The organism is Enterobacter wuhouensis (assembly GCF_035835995.1).
Lineage (GTDB): Bacteria > Pseudomonadota > Gammaproteobacteria > Enterobacterales > Enterobacteriaceae > Enterobacter > Enterobacter wuhouensis.
In genome coordinates this window covers 967,897-990,580 of record NZ_CP142124.1, presented here as the reverse complement: position 1 = coordinate 990,580, position 22,684 = coordinate 967,897, and the positions used below count along the sequence as shown (strand labels likewise).

The window sequence follows — 22,684 nt, the reverse complement described above, 5'->3', positions numbered from 1 at the left end:
CGTTACGCCTTCCACTCAAAACAAACTCCCTTATCTGTCCATCCCTCTTGCGTAATGAACACACCGGCAGCCGCAACCAGCGTCTCACCGTAAAACAGCAGCGGCGTGGTATCGCGCAGCCAGGGCGGGACATTATGCTCCTGCCAGATTTTCTTGAGCTTCCTTCCGCCATTGCGCCCAACAATATGCAGCAAACCACCGGCCTTAAAGCGCACTGTGACCGGCTCATCCGGTTCTGGCAGACGCACGTGACCCGCATTCGTCAGGGATACGCTGCCCGCGCCGTGGGGCAATACTAGCGCGTGCTCCACCGAGGGCCAGTTGAGCACAACGTCAGAAAGCGACGAACGAGATTTTATCCACCACAGTTTTCCCTGATAGCGCCTGACCTCATAGCCGTTCAGATGGACGCTCGGTGTGGCATCGTCTCGCGCCTGAGCCACTTCATCCCAGATCCTGCTCAGCATCGCTCGCGACGGCATAACGGCATGACGTGAGGCCAGCCAGCGGCGTAACAGCGCAGCACGGCGCACCGCGCTCATCGCTTCCAGCGGCGCAATAGCAAGGGCACCTTCAGCAGACGTTAACCCTGCAAGCTCTTCACTGAGAAGTTCATCCAGCAGGCTTTCCTGTTCGGCACAGAGCGTAGCGCTCCGGGCCGTCGCTTCTGTAAAGTGTCCCCAGCGCTCGGTCAGCAGGGGCATCACGCGCAGACGAAGGAAGTTACGGTCGTAGCTGTCGTCCTGGTTACTCTCATCCTCAATCCAGCTCAGCCGATATTCGCGCGCCCAGGCTTCCAGAGAAGCGCGCGTTTCACCCAGCAGCGGGCGGATTAATTCGGTTCCGGCAAACGCCGCGCGCTCGGGCATGGCGGATAAGCCCGCCGGGCCGCTTCCCCGCTTCAGCGCAAGCAAAAAGGTTTCACACTGATCGTCCAGATGCTGCGCCGTCACCAGCGCTTCGCCGGGCAGCAGTGAACGAGCAAAAGCGGCATAGCGGGCCTTGCGCGCCTGCGCCTCAACGCCCAGCCCCTCCTCCACCAGCATCACCCGTTCAACGTTCAGCGGGATTTCCCACAAAGCACAGAGCGCTTCGCAGTGCGCCACCCAGGCATCGGCATGAGGGCTTAACCCGTGATGAACATGCATCGCCCGAAGCCGTACGTCAGGTTCTCGATCGCGCCAACGCTTAAGGCGGTGGAGAAGAACGGTGGAATCCAGGCCACCGCTAAATCCCACCAGCAGCTGGCGGTACGGTGAAACGGCTTGTGCGATAGCAGATGAGGTCATAGGAACTTACACATAAAAAATGCCCGAACTGAGCGGGCATTATCACACAGGATGGGCATTACTGCTGGTAAAGCTCCAGCGGCAGGCCGTCCGGATCGTTGAAAAAGGTAAAGCGCTTGTCGGTAAACGGATCGACGCGGATCGCTTCGCACGCCACGCCGTGAGATTCCAGATGTTTGACCGCGCTATCCAGATCGTCAACGCTAAAGGCCAGATGGCGCAGGCCGCAGGCTTCGGGGCGAGACGGGCGCGCAGGCGGGAAAGGAAAAGAGAATAGCTCAATCACATATTGCCCGTTGAGCGCCAGGTCCCCTTTCCAGGAGTCACGCTCCTCGCGGTAGGCCTCGCTTAGCAGCGTAAAGCCAAGAATATCGCAGTAGAACGCCTTGCTCTGCGCGTAATCGGTGGCAATGATCGCAATATGATGAACAGCTTTTAAACCCAGCATAGCTTCTCCTTTTTATGATGCCTGAACGTTACAACCGAAAACCCGAGCCTGGCAAGCGGTCACGCTTATTTTAGGACTCGCACCCAGTACACGCCCTGTTCATCGCGCTTCGCACCGTGGATATCCGTCTCAAAGCCCGGATAGTGACGCCCCACGGAACAGAGCATCAGCAGAAAATCGAGCACCGCCCTGCTCTCTTCGGCGATCATCTCGCCCGGCATCAGCAGCGGTACGCCTGGCGGATAGGGCAGGATCATATTGGCCGACACGCGTCCGACCAGGTTTTCCAGCTCGATGGTATCCACCTCACCCTTCACCTGGCGCTGCCAGGCCTTATGCGGCGTCAGCTTCATTTCAGGCAGCACGTCAAACGCCTGCAGCATCAGGCGCGGCAGATCGTGCTGGCGGATCAGCTTGTGGATGCCCTGCGCCAGATCCTGAATGCGCATATTGCGGTAGAAGTCAGGATCTTCTGCATAGAGATCCGGGAGCATGTTCTTCACCCGCAGGTTCAGATCGTAAGCGCGCTTAAACTCCATCAGGCCGCGCAGCAGCCCCATTGCGCGGGTTTTGTCGATCCCGATGCTGAACAGGAACAATAAATTATAGGGGCCGGTCTTTTCCACCACCACGCCGCGCTCATCCAGGAACTTCGCCACCAGCGCGGCGGGGATCCCTTCATCGCCCATTACGCCCTGCTCGTCCATACCCGGCGTCAGGATCGTCACTTTTACCGGATCGAGGAACATATGATCTGCATCCGCATCGCGGAAGCCGTGCCAGCTTTCACCCGGTGCGACCGGCCAGCACTCCGCCTCGTCAATATCTTCCGGCTGCCAGATATCAAAGAACCAGCCGTCCGCCTCATCTTTTAACCGTTGAACCTCCTTACGGAAATGCAGCGCGCGTTCCACCGAACGGTTAATCAGGCGTTTGCCCGGGTTACCGCGCAGCATCGCCGCTGCCGTCTCGATGGAGGCCACCAGCGGATAGCTCGGTGAGGTGGTGGTGTGCATCATAAAGGCTTCGTTGAAGGTATCTTCGTCGTACTCGCCCTTAACGTGAATTAGCGAGGCCTGCGAAAACGCGGCCAGCATCTTGTGCGTCGACTGCGTTTCGAAGAACACTTTACCGGGCACGCGCTCGCCGCTCATGCCGCTTTTCCCTTCATAAATTGGATGGAAATTGGTGTACGGCACCCACGCGGAATCAAAATGGATCGACGGCACGTCCAGCGTCTGCTTAATCCAGTTCGTGTTGTAGAGCAGCCCGTCGTAGGTCGAGTTGGTGATCACGGAGTGGACGGGCCAGCTCGCGCCGGGTATCGCTGCGACCTTACGCTCGATGGCGTCATGCGTAAACTCACGGCGCGGAATGCCACCAAGAATGCCCAGCGCATTACGCGTCGGTGACAGCCAGAGCGGGACGACGTCACTCATCATTAACAGATGCGCCAGCGATTTATGGCAGTTACGGTCGATGAGCAGCGTGCTTCCCGCCGGTGCGGCATACATCCCGACAATTTTATTTGATGTCGAGGTACCGTTGGTCACCATGTAGCTCTGCTCGGCGCCGAAAGTGCGGGCAATATATTCTTCCGCCTCCAGGTGCGGGCCGGTATGGTCAAGCAATGACCCTAGCTCAGTGACCGATATCGACACGTCCGCTTTGAGGGTGTTGCCACCGAAAAAATCATAGAACAGGCAGCCTACGGGGCTTTTTTGATAGGCCGTTCCCGCCATATGGCCCGGCGTACAGAAGGTATATTTGCCTTCCTTCACGTAGGTAAACAGCGCGCGGGTAAACGGCGGCGTAATGTTATCGAGATACTCGCCGGTGTATTGCTGAATGCGGCTCGCAATATCGTCCGCCACGCCAAGCGAATATTCAAAGAACCACAGCGCCATCCGCATATCATTGGCGCTGACGTCCATGGTCGAGTGGGTATTGATAAACGCGTACAGCGGGAGATATTCGTTCAGCTTGTTGATCTCGCTGCACAGCTCCAGGTCGTATTCATCCCAGTCAAAGATCACGCCGCAAATACGCGGGTTATGCTCGATGAACTTCAGCAGGTCGGCGCTGTTGTGCGGCCAGATCAGCTGATATCCGCGGGACTGCAGGGCTTGCTCCAGCTCCTTGATGGGCTCGTCTTTATAAAAGACGCCGTGTGGCCCCATGATGGCAATGATGTTCATGGCGTACCTCCTTAAAAAACATTAGCTAAGCATAGCCAGGGTAAACCGCAGGTATAAAAAAAGCCGCAACAATGTGCGGCTTTTCAGATAATTGTGACGCTTACGCGTAACCGTAGGTCATCAGACGCTGATAGCGACGGTTGAGCAGGTCTTCTTTGCTCAGCACGTCCAGGTCTGCCAGGTCCGCCAGCAGCTGCGCTTTCAGGGACGCGGCCATCACTTCCGGCTTACGGTGCGCACCGCCCAGCGGCTCTGGGATGATGGAGTCGATCAGCTTAAGCTCTTTCAGGCGTGGCGCAATGATGCCCATGGCTTCAGCAGCCAGCGGCGCTTTGTCTGCGCTTTTCCACAGAATGGACGCACAGCCTTCCGGAGAGATAACGGAATAGGTGCTGTACTGCAGCATATTCACTTTATCACCCACGCCAATGGCCAGCGCACCGCCGGAGCCACCTTCACCGATAACGGTACAGATGACCGGCACGCTCAGGCGAGACATTTCACGCAGGTTGCGTGCAATGGCTTCAGACTGACCGCGCTCTTCCGCGCCCACGCCAGGGTATGCACCCGGGGTGTCAATGAAGGTGATGATTGGCATGTTGAAACGCTCAGCCATCTCCATCAGACGCAGGGCTTTACGGTAGCCTTCTGGTGCCGGCATACCAAAGTTGCGACGGATTTTCTCTTTGGTTTCACGGCCTTTCTGATGACCAATGATCATCACAGGACGTCCGTCGAGGCGTGCGATACCGCCAACGATAGCTTTATCGTCAGCGTAAGCGCGATCGCCTGCCAGTTCGTCAAATTCATCAAACGCCAGGCGGACATAATCCAGGGTGTACGGGCGCTGTGGGTGACGCGCCAGCTGGGCTACCTGCCATGCGCCGAGATCGGCAAAGATTTTGCGCGTCAGTTCTACGCTTTTTTCGCGCAGACGATGCACTTCTTCGTCGATGTTAATATCCAGTTTTTCATCCTGACGGCTAACTGCTGTCAGAGAATCGATTTTCGCTTCCAGCTCAGCAATCGGCTGTTCGAAATCAAGGAAATTCAGACTCATAGTATTCCTGTATTAGTCAAACTCCAGTTCCACCTGCTCCGAACCAATGAGGCCACGCAGATCGTTAAGTAAACGATCGCTCGGAGAGACACGCCACGTTGCACCAAAGCGCAACCGCGCACGTGCATCCGCCCTCTGATAGTAGAGATGTACTGGAATGGTCCCCGAGCGGTGGGGTTCCAGAGACTGACGGAGTCGGTTTAAAAGCTGGTCATCAATTTGCCTGTCCGTCAGCGAGATAGCAAGCCCGCGAGCATATTTTTCACGGGCTTCGTCAATGTCCATCACTTCGCGGGCGGTCATTTTAAGCCCCCCGCTGAAGTCATCAAAGCTGACCTGTCCGCTGACGATAAGTATGCGGTCTTTTTCCAGCAATTGCTGGTATTTATCCAGCGCGTCGGTGAACAACATCACCTCCAGACGCCCGGAACGGTCATCCAGCGTACAGATGCCGATACGATTGCCGCGCTTGGTGACCATTACCCTTGCAGCAATCACGAGCCCCGCAGCCGTGGTGATTTTACCACGATCTGTCGGATGCATGTCTTTTAGCCTGTTGCCGCCGACATAGCGCTCAATTTCTTTAATATACTGGTTGATCGGGTGCCCCGTCAGGTACAAGCCTAACGTTTCACGTTCCCCATCCAGCACAACCTGTTCTGGCCAGGGTTGGCAGTTTGAGTATGACTGCTCAATCTGCTCTGGCTCTTCTGCCAGTACGCCAAACATATCCGCCTGGCCGATGGCTTCCGCTTTTGCGTGCTGATCCGCCGCTTTTAATGCATCGCCAAGCGAGTTCATCAGCGCGGCACGGTGCGGCCCCAGCCTGTCGAACGCCCCGGACATGATCAGTTTTTCGAGCACGCGGCGGTTCAGTTTTTTGGTATCCGTACGGGCGCAAAGATCGAACAGCTCGCGGAAGTAACCGCCGTTGTTACGCGCCTCGATGATCGCCTCGATCGGGCCTTCACCCACGCCTTTGATCGCGCCGATACCGTAAACAATTTCCCCGTGTTCATTAACGTGGAAATGATACAGACCCGAGTTAATATCCGGCGGCAGGATTTTAAGCCCCATACGCCAGCACTCGTCCACCAGGCCAACCACCTTCTCGGTATTGTCCATATCGGCGGTCATTACCGCCGCCATAAATTCTGCAGGATAGTGCGCCTTCAGCCAAAGCGTTTGATATGAAACCAACGCGTAGGCAGCGGAGTGGGATTTGTTGAATCCGTACCCGGCGAATTTTTCGACCAGGTCAAAGATTTTAATCGCCAGTTCGCCATCAATACCGTTTTTTCTCGCGCCTTCTTCGAAGGTGCCGCGCTGCTTGGCCATCTCTTCCGGCTTTTTCTTACCCATCGCACGACGCAGCATGTCCGCGCCGCCAAGGGTGTAGCCAGAGAGCACCTGGGCAATCTGCATAACCTGTTCCTGGTACAGGATGATGCCGTAGGTAGGCTCCAGTACCGGCTTCAGGCATTCGTGCTGCCACTGAACGTCCGGGTAAGAAATCTCTTCGCGCCCGTGCTTACGGTCGATAAAGTTATCTACCATCCCCGACTGCAGCGGGCCCGGACGGAACAGGGCCACCAGCGCGATCATATCTTCGAAGCAGTCGGGCTGCAGACGCTTAATCAAATCTTTCATGCCGCGGGATTCAAGCTGGAAGACGGCCGTCGTCTCCGAGCGCTGCAGCATGTCGAAACTTTTCTTGTCATCCAGCGGGATGGCGGCAATGTCTATAGGCTCAAGGCCCTGCTTCTCCCGGCGCGGGTTGATCATCTTCAGCGCCCAGTCGATGATCGTCAGCGTACGCAGGCCGAGGAAGTCAAACTTCACCAGCCCGGCGTATTCCACGTCGTTCTTATCAAACTGAGTAACCGGGTGCTCACCCGCTTCGTCGCAGTAGAGCGGTGCGAAGTCGGTAATTTTGGTCGGCGCGATAACCACGCCCCCCGCATGCTTACCGGCGTTACGCGTGACGCCTTCCAGCTTGCGCGCCATGTCGATCAGCGCTTTAACTTCTTCGTCGGCTTCGTAGATTTCCGGCAGCTGTGGTTCGGCTTCAAACGCTTTTGCCAGCGTCATGCCCGGATCGGGCGGCACCAGCTTAGAGATGCGATCGACAAACCCGTACGGGTGGCCCAGCACGCGCCCCACGTCACGGATAACCGCCTTGGCCGCCATCGTACCGAAGGTAATGATCTGCGATACCGCGTCACGACCGTACATGTCCGCCACGTGCTCGATCACCTGGTCGCGTTTCTCCATGCAGAAGTCGACGTCGAAGTCGGGCATGGAAACACGTTCCGGGTTGAGGAAACGTTCGAACAGCAGGTCAAACTCCAGCGGGTCGAGGTCGGTAATTTTAAGCGCATAGGCCACAAGCGATCCCGCACCGGAACCACGGCCCGGGCCTACCGGCACGCCGTTATCTTTCGACCACTGGATAAACTCCATCACGATCAGGAAGTAGCCCGGGAAGCCCATCTGGTTGATAACCTGCAGCTCAATATCCAGACGTTCATCGTAAGGCGGGCGCTTCTCTTTGCGAACCGCTTCGTCCGGGAAGAGGAATTCAAGACGCTCTTCCAGGCCCTCCTTCGATTTTACGACCAGGAAATCTTCCGTGGTCATGTCGCCCGTCGGGAACTGCGGCAGGAAATATTCGCCCAGACGCACGGTCACGTTGCAGCGTTTGGCGATCTCAACGCTGTTTTCCAGCGCTTCCGGAATGTCGGAGAAGAGTTCACACATCTCATCTTCGCTGCGCATATACTGCTGCGAGGAGTAGTTGCGCGGACGTTTGGGATCGTCGAGGGTAAAGCCGTCGTGGATCGCAACGCGAATTTCATGCGCGTCAAAGTCGCCCGGTTCGAGGAAACGCACGTCGTTGGTCGCCACAACGGGCAGGCCGCGCTCTTCCGCCAGAGCGACCGCCGCATGCAGATAGCTCTCTTCGTCGGCGCGTCCGGTACGGATCAGCTCCAGATAGTAGCGATCCGGAAAATATTCTTCATAGAACGAGACGCACTGATCCACCAGCGCGCTGTTGCCACGCATCAGGCTTTTGCCTACGTCGCCCATACGACCGCCGGAAATCAGCAGCAGCCCTTCGTTCAGCTCTGCCAGCCAGTCGCGGTCGATCCACGGGCCAAGTGCGCCGTAGCCGCGCTGGTACGCCTTTGAAATCAGCAGAGTGAGATTCTGGTAACCCGTGTTGTTCATTGCCAGCACGGAAATCTGGGTCATTTCATCGCCGAGCACGTCGCTCTGCACGTGAAAATCCGCACCGACGATAGGTTTTATACCCGCGCCATGCGCCGTTCCGTAAAACTTCACCAGGCCACACAGGTTGGTAAAATCGGTGATCGCCAGCGCAGGCATGCCAAGCGAGGCCGCCTTTTTCACCAGCGGCCCGGTCTTCGCCAGCCCATCAATCATGGAGTAGTCGCTATGCACCCGCAGGTGTACGAAACGTGGTTCAGCCATCTTCAGATTCCGCGTTACTTAATTGCTTGCGTCTTGATTCAGGACACCAGTCCCAGCGCACGTTTCACCGGGCCAAAACTGCGTCGGTGATGTTCAGTTGCGCCATGTTCAGCCAGCTTTTCCAGGTGGAAAGCGGTTGGATATCCCTTGTGCTGGGCGAAACCATACGCAGGATAAGTGAGGTCAAGCGCGGCCATTTCGGCGTCGCGCGTCACTTTGGCAATGATAGACGCCGCGCTGATTTCGGCAACCCGGCTGTCACCTTTCACAACCGCCATTGAAGGCATCGGGAGCGGTGGGCAACGATTACCGTCAATCAGCACATATTCAGGCACAATCCTGAGCCCGGCAACGGCGCGCTGCATCGCCAGCATGGTGGCATGAAGGATGTTCAGCTCGTCGATCTCATGCGGCTCGGCGCGCCCCAGACTCCAGGCCAACGCATTTTCTGTGATTTCGTCAAACAGCGCCAGCCGGCGTTTTTCAGACAATTTTTTAGAGTCATTTAACCCGATAATCGGGCGCGCAGGATCGAGTATCACCGCAGCAGTGACCACTGCGCCGACCAACGGACCGCGCCCTACTTCATCCACGCCCGCCACGAGGTGCGTATGTGGATAAACAAATTCCATCATTTTGCTAACTCCAGCACCGCGTCAGCCGCCTGCTCATCGGCATTACAGCGGATCTGCTGGTGCAGTTCGCGGAAGGTATCGTGCATCTGGTGGCTGGTCTTGCCGTTGGCAATCAGGGGCAGCAGCGCATCGGCTAACGCCTGCGGCTGACACTCATCCTGCAAGAGTTCCTTCACCAGCTCGCGCCCGGCAAGCAGGTTGGGCAGTGAAACATAGTCCGTTTTCACCAAACGTTTTGCCAGCCAGAAGGTGAACGGCTTCATACGATAGCCCACCACCATCGGGCATTTCGCCAGCATACACTCCAGGGCTGCCGTGCCGGAGGCCAGCAGTGCAGCATCGCTCGCGACCATTGCCTCACGACCCTTCCCGTCCAGAAGATGAACATGCAGATCTGGCGCTACTTCGGCTTTTATACGTTCAAACTGCTCGCGGCGTTTGGGATTAACCAGCGGGACGACCACTTCAAGGTCCGGATAGGTCTGGCGAAGAATTTGTGCTGTTTTCAGGAAATCAGCGCTGAGCATTTCAACTTCTGCACCGCGGCTTCCCGGCAGCAGGGCCAGGCAGTGCGCATCATGGGAAATTCCCAGCACGTCGCGGGCCGCGTTTTTATCCGGGTCCAGCGGCATAGCATCCGCCATGGTATGGCCGATAAAGCGGCATGGAACGTTAAATCTGTCGTAAAACGCTTTTTCAAAAGGCAAGAACGCCAGCACCAGATTGGTTGATCGTCCAATTTTGAAAACGCGTTTCTGTCGCCACGCCCAGACGGACGGACTGACATAGTGGATGGTTTTAATTCCCTGTTTTTTCAAATTCCCTTCAAGGGTAATGTTGAAATCAGGCGCATCGATCCCAACAAACACGTCGGGTTTAAGATCGGTAAAACGGCGGGTGAGATCGGCACGAATATGCAGCAGGCGGCGTAAGCGCCCCAGCACCTCAACGATGCCCATCACGGCCAGCTCTTCCATTTCGTACCAGGCTTCACAGCCCTCGGCCTGCATCAACGGACCCGCCACGCCAACGAAACGGGCGTTAGGTACGCGTGCCTTGAGCGCACGGATAAGACCTGCACCAAGAATATCGCCGGAGGTTTCTCCGGCGACCAGGGCTATCGTAAGCGGACGACTGTCGACCATTAACGAATCAGACCCCTTGTTGAACGGTCAAAGAACTCCATGAACGCGTTCACTTCCGGGTGCTTATTCGCCAGCTCGGCAATTTCCGGCTTCGCCTCTTCCAGCGTTTTACCGCTACGGTACAACTGCTTGTACGCGTTGCGGATCGCTGTAATCGCTTCGCGGCTAAAGCCACGACGCTTGAGGCCTTCGATGTTCACGCCAAACGGCGTGGCATGGTTGCCCTGCGCAATCACGTAAGGTGGGACGTCCTGCGCCACACCTGAGCACCCACCGACCATCACGTGTGCACCAATGATGCAGAACTGATGGACTGCGGTCATGCCGCCAATAATTGCGAAATCATCAACCGATACGTGTCCTGCCAGCGTTGCGTTGTTGGCAAGAATACAGCGGTCACCTACGGTACAGTCATGCGCGATATGCGCATTAACCATAAACAGGTTATCGCTGCCCACCTTCGTCAACCCACCACCCTGTACTGTTCCACGATGAATGGTGACGCTTTCGCGAATACGGTTACGATCGCCAATTTCCAGACGGGTCGACTCACCAGCATATTTCAGATCCTGGTTAACTTCGCCGATGGAGGCGAACTGATAGATCTCGTTATTGCAGCCAATGGTCGTGTGACCATTCACCACAACGTGAGATTTCAGTACTGTACCCTCACCAATTTCGACATGGGGTCCAACAATACAGAACGGGCCAACGTGGACGTTAGCACCAATGATGGCACCGGTTTCCACGATGGCAGTAGGATGAATAAAGGCAGATTTATCAATCACGTATCAGGACTCCCGGCTACGAGCACACATCATCGTCGCTTCGCAAACAACTTTGCCGTCAACCAGCGCTACGCCTTTGAAGCGAGTCAGGCCACGACGCGTTTTTTCAAAAGTGACTTCCATGATCATCTGATCACCAGGTACGACTGGGCGCTTAAAGCGTGCTTCATCAATACCTGCGAAGTAATACAGTTCACCCGGCTCCAGTTTACCAACGCTTTTAAACGCCAGAATACCGGTAGCTTGAGCCATCGCTTCCAGGATCAACACACCCGGGAAGATTGGCTTACCAGGGAAGTGTCCCTGGAAGAACGGCTCGTTAACGGAGACATTTTTCACTGCGCGCAGAAAACGACCTTCTTCAAAATCCAGCACACGATCTACCAGTAAGAACGGGTAGCGATGCGGCAGAAGTTCTAAAATCTCTTCAATATGCAGAGTATGAGTGTCAGTAGTCAAAATACTCTTCCTGTCTAATGTACTAAGTAGCAATAATAACACGGCCTGCCGGTTTATAAAAAAGCCGACAGGCCGGGAAAATTAGCGTTAAAACGGATGAACGCTTAGTCTTGTTGATCGATCTTGCGCTCAATCGCTTTGAGGCGCTTGCTCATATCATCAATATTCATCACCAGAGCAGCTGTTTTACGCCATACCTTGTTCGGTTGCAGCGGAATACCAGAGGAATAGACGCCTGGTTCAGTGATAGGACGCATTACCATGCCCATACCTGTCACCGTCACTTTGTCGCATATTTCCATATGGCCATTGATCACGCTGGCACCACCAATCATGCAGTAGCGGCCAATTTTCAGGCTACCAGCCATGATCACGCCCCCCGCAACCGCGGTATTGTCGCCAATCACAACGTTATGTGCAATCTGGCACTGATTATCAATGATAACACCATTGCCGATCACGGTATCGTCAAGCGCACCACGGTCAATCGTGGTACAGGCGCCGATCTCGACACGATCGCCAATAATCACGCGACCAAGCTGCGGGATCTTCACCCAGTTACCACGATCGTTAGCGTAGCCAAAACCGTCCGAACCAATCACTGTGCTGGACTGAATGAGGCAATTTTCGCCGATGTCGACTTCATGGTAAACGGAGACGTTAGCCCATAAACGGGTGCCCGCACCGATTTTGGTATTTTTGCCAACGAAGCAGCCCGGGCCAATGACAACGTTATCGCTCAGAACAACGCCGGACTCGATAACGACGTTAGCGCCGATCGCTACGTTACTACCCAGCGTCGCCGTCGCATCGATTGCTGCGCTGGCAGCAATGTTCTGCGCCGGCTGCGGCGTGGTATCAAGAATTTGAGCCATACGTGCATACGTCAGGTAGGGATTTTTCACTACCAATGCAGCGCTTGCGGCAAACGGAATATCGTCCTGCGTCAGAACAACAGCTGACGCCTGGCATTGAGCCAGATGTTCACGGTACTTAGGGCTTACCATGAAGGTAATGTTGCCAGCTTTAGCCGATTGCATGGACGCAACAGCGGTGATGACGATATCGCCATCACCGTGTAATTCTGCATCCAACTGCTGAGCTAAATCAGCCAGTCGAATTGAAGGCATTACTTATTTAACCTGTTTCAGAACATCAGCGGTGATGTCTTTAACATCGCTGCTGTTGAAAGCCACGGCGTTCGCATCAACAACCAGATCGATGCTCTGATCGGCAGCAACTGCTTTAACAGCAGACTGAATGCGAGTCACCAGCTTGCCGCGCTCTTCGTTAGAACGACGCTGACGATCCTGCTCAAACGCCTGTGCTTTCTGGGAGAAGGTCTGGCGCTGAGCCATAACGTCTTTTTCCAGTTTGCTACGATCGCTCGCTTTCATGGTAGAACCATCACGCTGCAGACGCTGCATTTTAGACTGAAGATCGCCTTCCATACGTTGCAGTTCGCCAGCACGGCCTTTGAATTCGTTTTCCAGAGTCGCAGAAACACCTGTTTTCTGTGCAACCTGCTGGAACAAATTACCCATGTTGACGATTGCAATTTTGTCTGCTGCCTGAGCAGAGGTTGCCATCGCTAAACCGAGACCTGCAGCTAATAACCACTTTTTCACAATTAACTCCTTACCATCCCATTGGCACCCGGAGGTGCCGTTCTTTGCGTGGCAAGGCGACCGTTTGACCGATCGCCGGTTGTCAGCGCTACACTGCCAACGCATTCCATTGCTGCGGATTATTACCAGGTTTTACCAATGTTAAACTGGAATTGCTCCGCTTTGTCTCCATCGTATTTCTTAAACGGCTGGGCGTAGGAGAAGACCAACGGCCCCAGCGGTGACATCCATTGTAATGCGATACCCGCAGACATGCGAATATTGCTCGGATCGCTGTAGTCTGGAATACCTGCCGCGCGCGTCTGGGCAGTATTCTCCCAGTTGGTATCCCAAACGGTACCCGCATCCACGAAGAACGAGGTACGCACAGAGTTCGCATACTTGTCGCTGATAAACGGCGTAGGCGTGATGAACTCCAGGCTGGCAACACCCATGGCGTTACCGCCTACTGCATCATCTGAGCTACAGACGTTGGCATTGCCCGCGCCATCTTTCGCTGGTTTGTCGCAGTTATCCGAGTCGTTCCCGCCGTAATACGCTGCTTTCGGACCAATGTTGTTGGACTGGAAGCCACGCACGGTGCTTGAACCACCGGCGTAGAAGTTTTCATAGAACGGCAGTTCTTTGCCACCTAAACCATCGCCATAGCCCCAACGGGTGCGACCCAGAACAACCCATTTATGGTCGTCATCAATTGGGAAGTAGGACGCGGTATCCAGCGTCACCTTGTAGAACTCGTTATCGGAACCCGGTACGGTCACTTTACCGTTCAGGTTGACGCGAGAACCTTCCGTTGGGAAGTAACCACGGTCAAGGCGGTTATACGTCCAGCCGTAGTTGAAGGTGAAGTCATCCGCCGCAAATCCGTTGTTATCACCGCTTTTGCTGGTTGACTGGCCGATGGAGTCCAGATAACGCCACATCGCCACCTGCGGTTGCATGTTAGACAGGTCGTTATGCACGTAGCCCAAACCTGCACGCAGGGTGTTGTATTCGTTGATCGGGAAGCCAAGCGTTCCGTCTACACCATAACTTTTGTTGGTATAGGAGGACAGATCCGCGTCGTCTGCTTTAAAGTCGTTATAGAAGATACGACCGCCCAGGCTTACACCGTCAACGGTGAAGTATGGGTTAGTCACAGAGAACTCAGAGTAGGTCTGGTAGTCGTTCTTAGTACCGTTAATCCCTACAGAGTATCCCGTACCCAGCCAGTTATCCTGCTGAACGCCGACCTGGAAGCTCACGCCACTTTCAGTACCGTAGCCCACGCCGAAGTTGAAGCTACCGGTGTTACGCTCTTTAACCTTATAGACGACGTCAACCTGGTCCGGTCTGCCCGGCACGCGCTGAGTATCGGTATCAACGGTTTCGAAGTAACCCAGACGGTTCAGGCGCTCTTTACCCTGGTCTACCAGGTCGCTGCCCAACCACGCCCCTTCCATCTGGCGCATTTCGCGACGCAGAACGGAATCTTTAGAGGTGTCGTTACCTTCAAAGCGGATCTTACGCACGTAGAAACGGTTACCCGCGTCAACGTTGACGTGAAGCTTAACGGTTTTATCCGCGTCGTTGATTTCAGGCTGAGTCTGAACGCGCGGATAAGCGTAACCATAACGGCCAAGCAGCTTCTTAATGCTGTCTTCCATTTTGGTAACTTTAGAACCGCTATACAGATCGCCCGGCTGAATTTTGGTCAGCGATTCGATTTCTGCAGAATGCCCCGCCAGGTTTCCACTCACTTCAACACCCGAAAGCTTGTACTGATCGCCTTCCGTGATGTTAATCGTAATGTAGATCCCTTTCTTGTCCGGAGTCAGACTGACCTGAGTCGAGTCGATGTTGAATCGAGCATAACCGCGGTCCAGATAGTAGCTGCGCAGGGTTTCAAGATCGCCCGCCAGCTTCTGTTTCTGGTATTTACGATCGCCGACAACGTTCCACCACGGCACTTCGTCGCGCAGCTGGAAGGTAGAGATCAGTTCATCGGTGCTGAACGCGTGGTTACCCACGATGTTGATCTGTTGGATCTTCGCAGAAACACCTTCCTGGAAGACCAGCTTAAGGTCAACACGGTTACGCGGCAGCGGAGTAACAACCGCCTTCACGCTGGCGCTGTACTTACCGACGCTGTAGTAGAAGTCTTCCAGACCTTTTTCAATATCTGAAAGGGTTGTGCGATCCAGGGATTCACCCACGCGAACGCCAGATGCTTCAAGGTTTTGCTTGAGCATGTCATCTTTCACCGACTTGTTACCGGAGAAAGTGATACTGGCAATCGTTGGACGTTCTTTTACCTGGACCAGTAACGTATCACCATCGCGCAGCACGCGAACGTCCTCAAAGTTGCCAGTGGCAAACAGAGCACGGATGGTGTTACTGATGTCATCATCATTAACCGTATCGCCGGGGCGCACAGGCATACTGAGGAGGGCCGCACCAACGGCGACACGCTGAAGGCCTTCGAAATGAATATCTTTCACTACGAACCCGTCAGCACCGTATACGGTGGCGCTGCTAAACAGCAGCGACGCTATGAGCAACTTTTTCATCGCCATCGTTATTATGCGTTCTTCCTAACTAACTCTCTTACAACCGAGAGAAATCATTGAAAAGTGCAAGCCCCATTAACAGCACCAGCAAAATCGAGCCAATGCGATAACTAAAGTCTTGAACTCGCTCGGATACCGGTCCGCCTTTTAGCTTTTCAATCGCTAAAAACAGCAGATGCCCCCCGTCTAAAACGGGAAGCGGGAAGAGGTTGATTATCCCCAGGTTCACGCTAATGAGCGCAAGGAACATGAGATAGTAAATCACCCCGAATTCCGCTGACATCCCAGCCCCTTGGGCAATTGAAATTGGCCCACTGAGGTTGTTCAGTTTCACATCACCGGTTATCAATTTCCCCAACATGTTGACCGTAAGCTTCATCAGTTGCCATGTTTTATCCGTGGCTTCAAGGATGGCGCTAAACGGCCCATACTGGCGTATTGTCTTGTACTCATCTGGCAGCGGGATCACTTTCGGCACGACGCCGGCGAACCCTTCTGCCTTTTTGCCACCCGATTTGCTATCCGGGATCAGCGTTAACGAAAGTGGACTCCCCTGCCTTTCCACTTCCAGCGCAAGCGAAGTGCCAGGATTATCGCGCACCAGAGTAACAAAGGTCATCCACTGTGTTAATGGTTGACCATCGACTTTAACGATCCTGTCGCCCGCTTGCAAACCCGCTTTGCTCGCTGCCGAATTGACCTGTACTTCAGCCAGGACCGGCTCAATCTGCGCGCCGCGTGGCCGAATGCCCAGAGCGGAGACGGGATCTTCTTTGTCTGGCTCGAAACGCCAGTGGCGTAAATCCAGCACTTTTTCCTGCCGCTGGTCAGATCCAAAAGGCGATACGCTGACGGTCGTCTGCTCATCGCCAATTTTCGCCACCAGTTGCAATCGCACGGCATCCCAATCAGGGGTTTCGATGCCATCAATCGCTTTAAGTTCCATTCCCGGCGTAATTTGCGCACTGGCCGCGATAGAACCGGAGGTAATTTCGCCGACAACCGGGCGCACGCCAGGGACACCGATGATAAACACCAGCCAGTAGGCGAAGATAGCGAAGATGAAATTGGCTACCGGACCGGCAGCGATGATGGCAGCACGTTGTCCAACGGTTTTGTTGTTAAACGCGCTGTGTCGGAGTTCTGGGGCGACAGGCTCGACGCGTTCGTCGAGCATTTTGACATAGCCGCCCAACGGGATAAGGGCAATGACAAACTCAGTGCCGTGGCGATCGGTGCGCTTCCAGAGCGATTTACCAAAGCCGATGGAAAATCGCTCCACGCGCACGCCACAGCGGCGAGCAACCCAGAAATGGCCAAATTCATGCACGGTAATCAGTACACCCAGTGCAACTACGAACGCCGCCAGATTCCAGAGAATGCTCAGCATAAAACCTTCCGTTAAATCGTCCCGAATACCAGTAAAAGCAGGCAAGCAAACACAGGAACAGCCGCTGTCAGGCTGTCAATGCGATCCAGTATCCCGCCATGACCTGGAATCAGATGACCACTGTCCTTAATTCCGGCTTCGCGCTTAAACATACTTTCGGTTAAATCACCGAGTACCGAAGCCAGAGCAGCAAAAATTGAGCATACCAGCAGCGTGGACGGAGCCACTTCCAGATTCGCCCAGACGCCGTAGCCCCAGGAGATAATCGCTGCTGTAAACAAGCCGCCGATGAATCCTTGCCAGGTTTTGCCCGGAGAAACTTTCGGCGCCAATTTATGCTTGCCGAACAGTTTACCAAACATATAGGCACCAGAGTCAGCCCCCCAGACAAGAATCATCACATAAAGCAGCCAAAGCGCGCCGCTGTAATGGTTTTCGTCATAGTGCCAGGCGCGCAGTGCGACCATACCCCAGAAAAAAGGAATAATTGTGAGCAGGCCAAAAATAAGGCGCAGCACTTTAGAATTACGCCATAGCGCCGCAGATCCTGGATAAAAAAGCACCAGCACGAGAGCAGTAATCCACCAAACCAACGATATCCACAGGGAACCCGCCACCAGCGGCTGATGAATATCGTGGTGATATTCAGGCAAGGTAAACAACATCAGGGCCAATATGAAGCCACAGAGCACCGCCAGCCAAACGCGCTGCGTGCGGGAGGTAAAACCGCTAAATTGTCCCCATTCCCACGCGGCGAGCATACACACCACCAGCGTGACAATAGCGAATCCCACTGGAGGCAGTAAAAACAGCGCCGCAATGACAATGGGTATTAATACAAAAGCGGAAATCAGGCGATACTTCAGCAAAAGCTACCCCCATCAGGCTTTGTCGCCACCAGGCTCGGTGCCGCCGAAACGACGCTCTCGATTGGCAAAGGCATGCAGCGCACCTTCAAAGTCTTGTTCATCAAAATCGGGCCAAAGAACATCAGTAAAGTAAAGTTCGGCATAGGCGATTTGCCAAAGCAAAAAGTTACTTATGCGGTGTTCTCCCCCTGTCCTAATTACCAAATCCACAGGTGCCAGTTCATTCATGCAGATTTGCTGACTCAGCGCCTCTTCATCAATTTGGTCGGGTCTCAACAGCCCTTCCTGAACCTGCTCGGCCAGATGCCGAACGCCCTGGATAATATCCCAACGTCCACCGTAATTCGCCGCGATATTGAGCGTCAGACCGGTATTATTTTCGGTCAGCGCTTCTGCTTTGCGAATCCGTTCCTGCAAACGTGAGTTGAAACGACTGGTTTCGCCAATGATACGCAGGCGGACGTTGTGGCGGTGCAGGCTTTTTACTTCGCTGTCGAGCGCCCACACAAACAGTTCCATCAACGCAGTCACTTCCTGCGGTGGTCGATTCCAGTTTTCACTGCTAAAAGCATAGAGCGTTAACGCATCAATGCCGTTATTGGCGGCAAAAGAAACGGCGCGGCGAACGGACTTCGCCCCCGCTTTATGCCCAAAGGCTCGTATCTTCCCTTGTCTTTTCGCCCAGCGGCCGTTGCCATCCATGATGATTGCTACATGACGACAGCCATGCGCTGGCAAGTTTTCGCTTATTGGTTGATTCGCAGACAACATAACGCGTTTTTTGTCCCTGAAAAGGATTTAACGGTACTCAGGAATACTGAAGCCTATACATAAAAAAGCCGTGTCAAACCACGGCTTACCTGACCACGTAAAGTCAAATACCTGCGATCAGGTGGCGCAGACTATATCACCGAAGCCCTACGCTAACAAATAGCACAACCACTAGTGCTTGCTTTATCACCAGCTTGCGAGATGTGTCACCTGCTTACGCGCAATACTGCGAGCCTGTTGATCCACCGCCAGCACCTCTTCCACGCTCTGTGGTTCACGCAAATCCATCATCTCGAGTACCGACAAATTCATTGTCGCAATATCGGTAAAACGAATCCGCTGATTCAGAAATGCCTCTACGGTTATCTCATTAGCTGCATTGAGTGCTGTGGTTGCCGCCTGCCCTTGATCGAAGGCATTCATTGCAAGCTTCAGACACGGATAGCGGTCGTAGTCAGGCTCGCTAAACGTCAATGAACTCAGCTTGCAAAAATCGAGTGGTTTCACTCCGGATTGCACACGGTTTGGCCACGCCATTGAGTGTGCAATTGGCGTACGCATATCCGGTTCGCCCAGCTGCGCCAGTACGCTGCCATCCTGATAGCGCACCATAGAGTGAATCACCGACTGCGGGTGGATCAGCACTTCCATCTGCTTCGCTGATGCATTGAACAGCCAGCGTGCTTCAATGTATTCCAGACCTTTGTTCATCATGGTGGCAGAATCAACGGAAATCTTACGTCCCATCGACCAGTTCGGATGACGGCACGCCTGGTCTGGCGTCATTGCGCTCAGTTCAGACAGTGGCGTTTCGCGGAACGGGCCACCAGACCCGGTAAGCAGAATCGACACGACGCCATTCTGCTCCAGGTCAGCGTACCCCAGGTTCTGTTGAAAAGGTTGCGGCAAACTCTGAAAAATGGCGTTGTGTTCGCTGTCGACCGGCAAAAGACGCGCCCCGCGCTGCTTAACCGCCTCCATAAACAGGCGCCCGCAGGTCACGAGCGACTCTTTATTCGCCAGCAGGACATCTTTACCGGCATCAATAGCGGCAAGCGTCGGCAGAAGCCCTGCCGCCCCGACGATTGCCGCCATCACCTGATCAACCTCATCCAACGCCGCCATGTCGCAGGCCGCCTGCTGGCCGCTGAGCACCTCGGTGCGGCTGCCCGATTCCTGCAGCAGCGCTTTCACCTGACGGGCGCTCTCTTCGTCATCCATCACCGCATAGCGGGGCGTAAACTCCAGACACTGCTCGACCATGCGCTGCACGTTCTTACCGGCTACCAGCGCCGTCACGGTATAGCGTTCAGGATTATGGCGAACTACGTCTAGAGTGCTGCAACCGATTGAACCCGTTGAGCCGAGGAGAGTTAAATGCTTCATGAGATGCCCGAAAAGTTAGATCAGCTAAAAGCAAAACGCCGCCAGCAAGACATAACGTCTCTCTGAACGGCGTTTATCAGTGTACGACAGAAATCAGAACTGCATCAGTTCCGCTTCTTTATCTGCCAGCGCCGCATCAATTTTCTTGATCGCCGCGTCAGTCATCTTCTGCACGTCGTCCTGGGAACGACGGTCATCATCTTCACTGATCTCTTTTTCTTTCAGCAGTGCTTTCACTTTGTCGTTCGCGTCGCGGCGCACGTTACGTACGGAAACACGACCTTGCTCAGCTTCGCCACGCACCACTTTGATCAGGTCTTTACGACGCTCTTCGGTCAGCGCAGGCAGCGGAACGCGAATGTCAGCGCCCGCAGAGCTTGGGTTCAGGCCCAGGTCAGAAGCCATGATCGCTTTCTCAACAGCCGGGCTCATAGAACGATCGAATACGTTGATTTTCAGCGTACGGGTATCTTCTACGGTAACGCTCGCCAGCTGACGCAGCGGAGTTGGCGTGCCGTAGTACTCTACGATGATGCCATCCAGCAGGCTTGGGGAAGCGCGGCCAGTACGAATTTTGCTGATTTGGGTTTTGAACGCTTCAACGCATTTTTCCATGCGTACTTCAGCATCTTTTCTGATGTCGTTAATCACGTTACGAATCCTTGAAAACTTGTCTCAGGCAGACTATCCGCCAGCACAGCGCTACAGGTGTGCTAAGTATAGTCGCGTTTAATTCATGACAGCGCCAAAGGCGCGTCCAGGTAAGATACCACTACAAAGTAAAGCGGAATCTTACCTGTATTTATCGTCGACGGAAATTATTCCGTGATCAAAGTGCCTTCTTTTTCACCCATGACCACGCGACGCAGTGCGCCTGGCTTGTTCATATTGAAGACACGGATCGGCAGTTTGTGGTCGCGAGCCAGCGTGAAGGCGGCAAGATCCATGACTTTCAGCTCTTTATCCAGCACTTCGCCGTAGCTCAGCTGATCGTACATGGTGGCTGAAGGATCTTTTGCCGGATCGGCAGTAAACACGCCGTCCACTTTGGTCGCTTTCAGAACCACATCGGCTTCGATCTCGATACCGCGCAGGCAGGCAGCGGAATCGGTGGTAAAGAACGGGTTACCCGTACCGGCGGAGAGGATCACCACGCGGTTGTTACGCAGCAGGCTGATTGCTTCTGCCCAGCTGTAGTTGTCGCACACGCCATTCAGAGGAATAGCGGACATCAGGCGCGCGTTCACATAGGCACGGTGCAGCGCATCACGCATTGCCAGGCCGTTCATCACGGTGGCCAGCATCCCCATGTGGTCGCCCACAACGCGGTTCATCCCCGCTTTCGCCAGACCAGCACCACGGAAAAGGTTGCCGCCGCCAATAACTACGCCAACCTGAATACCCAGTTCGACCAGTTCTTTGATTTCCTGTGCCATGCGATCAAGGATGCTTGCGTCAATACCGAAGCCTTCCGATCCCTGCAGCGCTTCGCCACTCAGCTTAAGCAGAATGCGTTTGTACACGGGTTTTGCATTGGTAGCCATGTTTCTTTCCTGAGACTGTCAACGATTAAGATGGGGGTTAATTCTGGCGACATGATATGTCGCAAATCAGCACAGCGATACAGGAGCCTGTCTGATTTCGTATGACGGGTGACAAAAAGAAGCCGCCCTCAGGCGGCTCCTTTTCAATCATTAAGACTGCTTGGACATTGCAGCAACTTCTGCTGCGAAGTCAGTCTCAACTTTCTCGATGCCTTCGCCCACTTCGAAGCGGATGAAGCCAGTTACGTCAGCGTTGTGCTCTTTCAGCAGCTGAGCAACAGACTTGCTTGGATCCATAACGAAAGGCTGGCCAGTCAGAGAAACTTCGCCGGTGAATTTCTTCATGCGGCCTTCAACCATTTTCTCTGCGATCTCTTTTGGCTTACCAGACTGCATCGCGATGTCCAGCTGTACCTGGTACTCTTTCTCTACCACTTCAGCAGACACGTCTTCTGGCTTAACGAATTCTGGCTTGCTTGCAGCGATGTGCATTGCCAGCTGTTTAACCAGCTCTTCGTCAGCGCCTTTAGCCGCAACCAGAACACCGATACGTGCGCCGTGCTGGTAAGAACCCAGTACTTCGCCTTCCAGGGAAGATACGCGACGGATGTTGATGTTCTCACCGATTTTAGCAACCAGCGCAACACGTTCTTCTTCGAACTGTGCTTTCAGCACTTCAACGTCAGTGATTTTGCCCGCAACAGCTGCGTCCAGAACTTTGTTAGCAAATGCCTGGAAACCACCATCTTTAGCAACGAAGTCAGTCTGGCAGTTAACTTCCAGAATGATGCCGTAGGTGCCGTCGATTTTGGTGATGATCACGCCGTCAGCAGCAACGTTGCCTGCTTTTTTAGCTGCTTTGATCGCACCGGATTTACGCATGTTTTCGATTGCCAGCTCGATGTCGCCGTTCGCTTCAGTCAGCGCTTTTTTGCAATCCATCATGCCTGCGCCAGTACGCTCGCGCAGCTCTTTTACCAGGGATGCGGTAATTTCAGCCATTCTTAAATCCTCGGGAGATGTGAACTGC

At 54.3% G+C, this 22,684-nt stretch carries 19 protein-coding genes; all 19 read right to left on the bottom strand.

The genetic code is table 11. The features are described from left to right. Positions 1-2: 2 nt before the first annotated feature. Entirely contained in the window at positions 3-1,289 is a 1,287-nt protein-coding gene (tilS, locus tag VPX56_RS04710) for a tRNA lysidine(34) synthetase TilS (RefSeq protein ID WP_326470189.1), read from the bottom strand. Positions 1,290-1,347: 58 nt separating this feature from the next. Then, complete coding sequence (locus VPX56_RS04705; RefSeq protein WP_131633865.1) at positions 1,348-1,737, bottom strand: VOC family protein; 390 nt, start codon at positions 1,735-1,737, stop codon at positions 1,348-1,350. A gap of 65 nt (positions 1,738-1,802) precedes the next feature. Beyond that, positions 1,803-3,935: a lysine decarboxylase LdcC gene (locus VPX56_RS04700; protein ID WP_263610078.1), complete on the bottom strand. Its 2,133-nt coding sequence runs from the start codon at positions 3,933-3,935 to the stop codon at positions 1,803-1,805. Between the two features lie 100 nt (positions 3,936-4,035). After that, on the bottom strand, positions 4,036-4,995 hold the full coding sequence (gene accA, locus VPX56_RS04695; protein ID WP_131633867.1) for an acetyl-CoA carboxylase carboxyl transferase subunit alpha: 960 nt from the start codon (positions 4,993-4,995) through the stop codon (positions 4,036-4,038). 12 nt (positions 4,996-5,007) lie between these two features. After that, positions 5,008-8,490: a DNA polymerase III subunit alpha gene (dnaE, locus tag VPX56_RS04690; protein WP_131633868.1), complete on the bottom strand. Its 3,483-nt coding sequence runs from the start codon at positions 8,488-8,490 to the stop codon at positions 5,008-5,010. 38 nt (positions 8,491-8,528) lie between these two features. After that, the gene (gene rnhB, locus VPX56_RS04685; RefSeq protein WP_263610076.1) at positions 8,529-9,125 is read right to left on the bottom strand and encodes a ribonuclease HII; all 597 of its coding nucleotides are present in this window, start codon (positions 9,123-9,125) and stop codon (positions 8,529-8,531) included. After that, positions 9,122-10,270 carry a lipid-A-disaccharide synthase gene (lpxB, locus tag VPX56_RS04680; RefSeq protein ID WP_263610075.1) on the bottom strand — a complete coding sequence of 383 codons (1,149 nt, stop codon included), beginning with the start codon at positions 10,268-10,270 and terminating at the stop codon, positions 9,122-9,124. Before lpxB ends, rnhB begins: the two co-directional genes overlap by 4 nt. Next, positions 10,270-11,058, bottom strand: coding sequence for an acyl-ACP--UDP-N-acetylglucosamine O-acyltransferase (gene lpxA / locus VPX56_RS04675; RefSeq protein WP_131633871.1), 789 nt, complete (start codon positions 11,056-11,058; stop codon positions 10,270-10,272). Before lpxA ends, lpxB begins: the two co-directional genes overlap by 1 nt. 3 nt (positions 11,059-11,061) lie before the next feature. Further along, complete coding sequence (fabZ, locus tag VPX56_RS04670; RefSeq protein ID WP_010426706.1) at positions 11,062-11,517, bottom strand: 3-hydroxyacyl-ACP dehydratase FabZ; 456 nt, start codon at positions 11,515-11,517, stop codon at positions 11,062-11,064. Between the two features lie 104 nt (positions 11,518-11,621). After that, on the bottom strand, positions 11,622-12,647 hold the full coding sequence (lpxD, locus tag VPX56_RS04665; protein ID WP_326470182.1) for a UDP-3-O-(3-hydroxymyristoyl)glucosamine N-acyltransferase: 1,026 nt from the start codon (positions 12,645-12,647) through the stop codon (positions 11,622-11,624). A gap of 3 nt (positions 12,648-12,650) precedes the next feature. Next, positions 12,651-13,145 carry a molecular chaperone Skp gene (gene skp / locus VPX56_RS04660; protein WP_131633873.1) on the bottom strand — a complete coding sequence of 165 codons (495 nt, stop codon included), beginning with the start codon at positions 13,143-13,145 and terminating at the stop codon, positions 12,651-12,653. A 122-nt stretch (positions 13,146-13,267) separates the two neighbouring features. Beyond that, positions 13,268-15,700: an outer membrane protein assembly factor BamA gene (gene bamA, locus VPX56_RS04655; protein ID WP_131633874.1), complete on the bottom strand. Its 2,433-nt coding sequence runs from the start codon at positions 15,698-15,700 to the stop codon at positions 13,268-13,270. A gap of 31 nt (positions 15,701-15,731) precedes the next feature. Continuing rightward, on the bottom strand, positions 15,732-17,084 hold the full coding sequence (gene rseP / locus VPX56_RS04650) for a sigma E protease regulator RseP (RefSeq protein ID WP_326470178.1): 1,353 nt from the start codon (positions 17,082-17,084) through the stop codon (positions 15,732-15,734). A gap of 11 nt (positions 17,085-17,095) precedes the next feature. After that, the gene (cdsA, locus tag VPX56_RS04645) at positions 17,096-17,953 is read right to left on the bottom strand and encodes a phosphatidate cytidylyltransferase (RefSeq protein ID WP_326470176.1); all 858 of its coding nucleotides are present in this window, start codon (positions 17,951-17,953) and stop codon (positions 17,096-17,098) included. 12 nt (positions 17,954-17,965) lie between these two features. After that, on the bottom strand, positions 17,966-18,724 hold the full coding sequence (gene ispU / locus VPX56_RS04640; protein ID WP_131633877.1) for a (2E,6E)-farnesyl-diphosphate-specific ditrans,polycis-undecaprenyl-diphosphate synthase: 759 nt from the start codon (positions 18,722-18,724) through the stop codon (positions 17,966-17,968). A gap of 186 nt (positions 18,725-18,910) precedes the next feature. Beyond that, positions 18,911-20,110, bottom strand: a complete 1,200-nt coding sequence (gene ispC / locus VPX56_RS04635; RefSeq protein WP_131633878.1) for a 1-deoxy-D-xylulose-5-phosphate reductoisomerase — start codon at positions 20,108-20,110, stop codon at positions 18,911-18,913. Positions 20,111-20,203: 93 nt separating this feature from the next. After that, positions 20,204-20,761, bottom strand: a complete 558-nt coding sequence (gene frr, locus VPX56_RS04630; protein ID WP_131633879.1) for a ribosome recycling factor — start codon at positions 20,759-20,761, stop codon at positions 20,204-20,206. A 167-nt stretch (positions 20,762-20,928) separates the two neighbouring features. Continuing rightward, positions 20,929-21,654, bottom strand: coding sequence for a UMP kinase (gene pyrH, locus VPX56_RS04625; protein ID WP_131633880.1), 726 nt, complete (start codon positions 21,652-21,654; stop codon positions 20,929-20,931). A 150-nt stretch (positions 21,655-21,804) separates the two neighbouring features. Beyond that, entirely contained in the window at positions 21,805-22,656 is an 852-nt protein-coding gene (tsf, locus tag VPX56_RS04620; RefSeq protein WP_028015579.1) for a translation elongation factor Ts, read from the bottom strand. Positions 22,657-22,684: the final 28 nt, after the last annotated feature.

Bases quoted from the DNA above. Each gene is read 5' to 3' on its own strand.
- VPX56_RS04700 (WP_263610078.1), bottom strand. From the start codon at position 3,935: ATGAACATCATTGCCATCATGGGGCCACACGGCGTCTTTTATAAAGAC.
- tsf (WP_028015579.1), bottom strand. From the start codon at position 22,656: ATGGCTGAAATTACCGCATCCCTGGTAAAAGAGCTGCGCGAGCGTACT.
- ispU (WP_131633877.1), bottom strand. From the start codon at position 18,724: ATGTTGTCTGCGAATCAACCAATAAGCGAAAACTTGCCAGCGCATGGC.
- accA (WP_131633867.1), bottom strand. From the start codon at position 4,995: ATGAGTCTGAATTTCCTTGATTTCGAACAGCCGATTGCTGAGCTGGAA.
- rseP (WP_326470178.1), bottom strand. From the start codon at position 17,084: ATGCTGAGCATTCTCTGGAATCTGGCGGCGTTCGTAGTTGCACTGGGT.
- VPX56_RS04705 (WP_131633865.1), bottom strand. From the start codon at position 1,737: ATGCTGGGTTTAAAAGCTGTTCATCATATTGCGATCATTGCCACCGAT.
- dnaE (WP_131633868.1), bottom strand. From the start codon at position 8,490: ATGGCTGAACCACGTTTCGTACACCTGCGGGTGCATAGCGACTACTCC.
- ispC (WP_131633878.1), bottom strand. From the start codon at position 20,110: ATGAAGCATTTAACTCTCCTCGGCTCAACGGGTTCAATCGGTTGCAGC.
- bamA (WP_131633874.1), bottom strand. From the start codon at position 15,700: ATGGCGATGAAAAAGTTGCTCATAGCGTCGCTGCTGTTTAGCAGCGCC.
- rnhB (WP_263610076.1), bottom strand. From the start codon at position 9,125: ATGATGGAATTTGTTTATCCACATACGCACCTCGTGGCGGGCGTGGAT.
- pyrH (WP_131633880.1), bottom strand. From the start codon at position 21,654: ATGGCTACCAATGCAAAACCCGTGTACAAACGCATTCTGCTTAAGCTG.
- lpxB (WP_263610075.1), bottom strand. From the start codon at position 10,270: ATGGTCGACAGTCGTCCGCTTACGATAGCCCTGGTCGCCGGAGAAACC.
- tilS (WP_326470189.1), bottom strand. From the start codon at position 1,289: ATGACCTCATCTGCTATCGCACAAGCCGTTTCACCGTACCGCCAGCTG.
- lpxD (WP_326470182.1), bottom strand. From the start codon at position 12,647: ATGCCTTCAATTCGACTGGCTGATTTAGCTCAGCAGTTGGATGCAGAA.